The organism is Coprococcus sp. RTP21281st1_F1_RTP21281_210402, from assembly GCF_040915325.1.
In the GTDB taxonomy this organism is placed as follows: domain Bacteria; phylum Bacillota; class Clostridia; order Lachnospirales; family Lachnospiraceae; genus Coprococcus; species Coprococcus aceti.
In genome coordinates, this window is the sequence record NZ_JBCPDQ010000020.1 from 1 (window position 1) to 4,262 (window position 4,262).

General features: G+C 37.0%; 5 protein-coding genes and 1 pseudogene. 5 read left to right on the forward strand and 1 reads right to left on the reverse strand.

Annotated elements, in window-relative coordinates:
• The 5 genes and pseudogenes from AB5150_RS15545 to AB5150_RS15565 all read left to right on the forward strand — a co-directional run.
• Positions 1–445 (forward strand): annotated as a pseudogene (locus AB5150_RS15545) (hypothetical protein); the annotation flags it as partial.
• A gap of 9 nt (positions 446–454) precedes the next feature.
• Positions 455–814, forward strand: coding sequence for an SMI1/KNR4 family protein (locus tag AB5150_RS15550; RefSeq protein ID WP_015533470.1), 360 nt, complete (start codon positions 455–457; stop codon positions 812–814).
• A complete protein-coding gene (locus tag AB5150_RS15555) occupies positions 810–1,349 on the forward strand; it encodes an RNA 2'-phosphotransferase (protein WP_055148075.1) in 540 nt (179 codons plus the stop codon). Before AB5150_RS15550 ends, AB5150_RS15555 begins: the two co-directional genes overlap by 5 nt.
• Complete coding sequence (locus AB5150_RS15560) at positions 1,350–1,883, forward strand: hypothetical protein (protein WP_368292175.1); 534 nt, start codon at positions 1,350–1,352, stop codon at positions 1,881–1,883.
• Complete coding sequence (locus tag AB5150_RS15565; protein ID WP_055148070.1) at positions 1,874–2,164, forward strand: hypothetical protein; 291 nt, start codon at positions 1,874–1,876, stop codon at positions 2,162–2,164. Before AB5150_RS15560 ends, AB5150_RS15565 begins: the two co-directional genes overlap by 10 nt.
• Positions 2,165–2,627: 463 nt before the next feature.
• On the opposite strand, the gene AB5150_RS15570 is transcribed toward AB5150_RS15565, so the two are convergent.
• Complete coding sequence (locus AB5150_RS15570; protein ID WP_055145656.1) at positions 2,628–3,746, reverse strand: IS110 family transposase; 1,119 nt, start codon at positions 3,744–3,746, stop codon at positions 2,628–2,630.
• Positions 3,747–4,262 lie beyond the last annotated feature (516 nt).

Sequence of the window (4,262 nt, forward strand, 5' to 3'; positions counted from 1 at the left end):
TGGAAAGAATAGGGGTATGTCTACTAGCAAAGGACGGGTGGAGTCTGAAAGAAGTATTACTTGTGAGGGTGGAAGTAAGACAATTAATCCTAAAGAAATAAGATATAGTCAATCGTCTGTAAATGGTTCAAGTGAGATTATAGATAGCATGAAGAAGAATGGGTGGAAGGGTGACCCGATTGATGTGGTAGAAATGCCTGATGGAATATATACAACAATAGATAATACACGTGTTGTATCTGCAAGAGAAGCTGGTATTAATGTTAAAGCTAATGTGCATGGATATAATGATATTTTACCTGAGGAATATATCGAGAGATTTACAACTAAGAAAGGTGTTCCTGTTACATGGGGCGATGCAATTAGTCTAAGAGTTGGAAAACAAAAGGCATCTTTTAGAAATAGTAATCCATTTGGAGCGTTTGATATGGATACAATAAAGTAGGAGGCAAACATGGAAATATATGATGTAAGTAAAGTATATCAAGAATTTAATTATCCCAAAGAGTTTTTAAAAATTGTTGAACTAAATCTGGTGGACTTTGATTTTTGGTACTTAATGAGCAAAGAACAGGTTGAAAAAAGAATTAAAGGATTAAAGGAACGTTATCCAGATAGAGAACTTGTTCCTTTTGCTAGAAGAGATGATAGTGATGATATAGCTTGTTTTGATATTAAAAAAAATAGTAAAGTCCAAATTATTCATGATTTTGCAAGTGCTGGATATGAACAGAGAAAAGAGTATAATACTTTCTGGGAATGGTTTAAGGAAGCAATACAGGAAATGATAGATGAGGAAGAAGCAGATGATTAATTATGAAGAATTAAGCAAAGAAGTATCGTATGCACTTCGTCATGCACCTTGGGAATATGAGTTGGAGATGGATGAAGAAGGTTGGGTGTCAGTAGAACAATTAGTGGATGCTCTGAATAAGGATATGAAATGGATAGGTACATCAGAAGACGATTTATTAGTTATGATAGATAAATCAGAGAAGAAGAGACATGAAATAAGCGGTGGAAAAATCAGAGCATTTTATGGTCATTCAATTCCGATGCACATAAAGAAAGAAAAAATGATACCTCCAGATATTTTATATCATGGTACGGCTAGAAGATTTTTATCAAGTATAAAAATTAATGGTCTATTACCTCAAGGAAGACAATATGTTCATTTGTCACAAGATATTAGTACAGCACAGAGTGTTGGATTAAGACGTGATAATAAACCATGTGTTTTGCAAATTGATGCAAAAAGAGCTTGGGAAGATGGAATACTTTTTTATTTTGGAAATGAAAAGGTATGGTTAGCTGATGTAATACCAAGTAAATATATAACAGAAATATAGTTGATAGAAGCCAGTAGATTTAAGGGTGGAAGTACAACAATAGATGATGTTACAGAAATGGATTGGTATAATTATTATAGGGATACATATGGGAAAGAAAATGTGTGTTGGGAAAGTTGTAATCCATCAGAAGTAGCGTCCGCTTGGCAAGGTAGTTATCCCTATACTGGTGTGGATGCCTATACGAATATAACATTACATGATGGTGATATAATCTATATGGGCGAACCATTCCCAACGGGGTATTCTATAACATCAGAAGTAGCGCAGACTATAGGCAATGATGCTCAAAAGGTCTTTGGAGGATTGCAAGTAAAACCATATTATGAAAAAGAAATGGCTTATGCAGAATACAGAAGTAAGTTAACTCCTTACAAAGTTCATGGAGAACTAAATGTGGCAGATGGAGTCGCTTTGAATAATCCGCAATTTGGTCAAGGAGGATTAGCGCAAAGATTTGACCCTAATTTTGATTTTAATTGTGCTAATGGAGTACTGGAAAAGTATATATATCCAAGGAGCCAATGGAATTAAATAAAGAAAAGTTCTGGACTACTATTTTTTGTGATAATAAGATAATATCAAAAGTTGAATTAAGTAATGCTGAAGAGAAGTACAAAATGAATTATCAAACAATGAATGATGATATTCTGAAAGAATTAAGAAAACATAATAATGATTTTTTGAAAAATGAATTAGGAATTCCAAGTAATGAAGGTATTACAGGAATAGAATATGATTATGCATGGGGAAAAATATTTTCATATTATGATAATAAATCATCGGAGACAGGCATTGTGATTGTTTATATTTAATTATGGTTATACTTTAAGACTTCCTTAGAAGTAAAATCTGATATGTAATGACCTCTTGTCAAGTACAAGTTAACAGAAATCACCACAAAACTTTATTTAGTTGTCTGAAGGCACCCGGAAAGAGACTCGGAGTATCAGTTCCCGGCATTGGCCACTCTGATATACGTGGATTGGTTACCGACAGGTCAATGGTCCGCCGTGAGCTCTACCGTCTAATTGCGTGGATCACAGATTTCTCTGTGCCAACATAGATTTATCGCAGATAGCTCGAACCTTGAAATGGCCGAAGCCCTTTCAGGATGTCTTCAGTTGTTACTTTAGTTACTGGCCAGATGTATGTGGCGCAAGCCATCTTACATCTGCTTGATTACCTGCTATAACAGCGGGATGATGATGTCAAGGCTGCGAAGCACCGCTGGCAGCGGCCTGGTCTTGATATCGGCAGCACGATGTTATACCTGTATCAGGTGATATGATCAGTCATCATGCCCCACATGAAACAGGCAAGCTCACGCGCAATCGCTGTTTTAGCTACATTGTGTTTCTTACTTTTTCCAAGAACCATTTTGTAGTATCGGCGTCTTAAGCGTTCATTGGCTTTATCTGCATAAGCAATAACCTGTGGTGAATTACCGGCTTGACGTGATTTCAGTTCCTTTGATTTGAATCCTATCTGACCACGGGCATAGCACTGGGAAGCTTCTGTAAGGAGCATACGCACATGACGATTTCCGGCTTTGGTAATGCCAAGCCTTGTCTGTTCATCACCGCTGGAATCCTCACCCGGTACAAGTCCCAGGTAGGAAGCAAATTTCTGTGCAGAAGCAAAACGCTGAAAATCGCCAACCTCAATCAGAACAGATAATGCGGTGTGAGTCTTGATACCGATGAAACAACAGAGTTTCTTAACCGATTCTCTGTATTCATCCTTGGAGGCAAGCTCCTCAATGCGTTTATCCAACCGTTCAAGCTTATCGCTAAGGGTAGTATAGGTCAGCAGATATTCGTCGAGGATTTCCTTATAAAGTGCCTCAGGCTTTAATGACTTAAGCCATTTGATGTGCGCTGCTGTCCAATGACTGTTTCCATCATAGCGATAGTTGTGGCGAAGACAAAATGCAAGAATCTGCTGCTTGACCTTTTTCAGTGCCAGTTTATGATCATCCCTCATACGGAGGAATTCTTTTGTTTCCTCGTCCGTTGCTGTAGGGATATGAACAGGACTGTAATTATGCTGTGCCAGACATTTGGCAATGATTTCAGCATCACGCCGATCAGTCTTAATTCTTCTTCTGCTGCACTGCTCAAGCATCGTTGTTGGCGCAAGTATCACACAGTTAACATGATGCTCTATTAATTGATGATATAAAGTATAACCGAGGCAACCCGCCTCATAACCGCATATAAAGTTAGCATCGTTTCCGTAGACGGTACGAAGAAACTCCAGATATTTCAGAACATTTTTGTAATCAGCTTCTGTTCTCTGGAAGTGGGAACCTTTCTCTGCATCGATTGTGTACGCACAAAATGTAAAACTTTCTTTGTGTACATCCATTCCTACGTAAACTGTGTTATAATTCATTTGATGACCTCCCTTTGTATGCGGTAATCCCTGTTACCATTGACTTTGACAATCTTTAGTATACAGGTAAATCCACGAACCTACAATGTGGAGGTCATTACATATTGTCTAATAAATCCAACTACCTCCATAACCATTGCCGAAGGCAAAACTTTTCGGTGACCGATTATTATGAATCGAGTCAGAATTCCGTAGAGGAATTCATAGGTTAAAGCGAAATTTGCCCCTAGGTATACGAAAGAACAAAACTTCATATTAAGTTCCAATTGACCGATATAAACGCACTTTTCATAACAAAAAAATTTGTTGTGAAAGGTGCGTGTTTTTTATGAAAATAAAGAAAGTTAACTCAGATGCCATTAAACTATACGAGACCAATATGGTAAAATTGAAAACTGCTGGAAATACCCGAGAAGTCCAGTTTATGGCTGGAAATAATAATCAATAATGCTTTTGACATTAATAAACAAATTTTGTCAAAATGTGGCTGTTAGTTACAAAAATATAAACAAATAA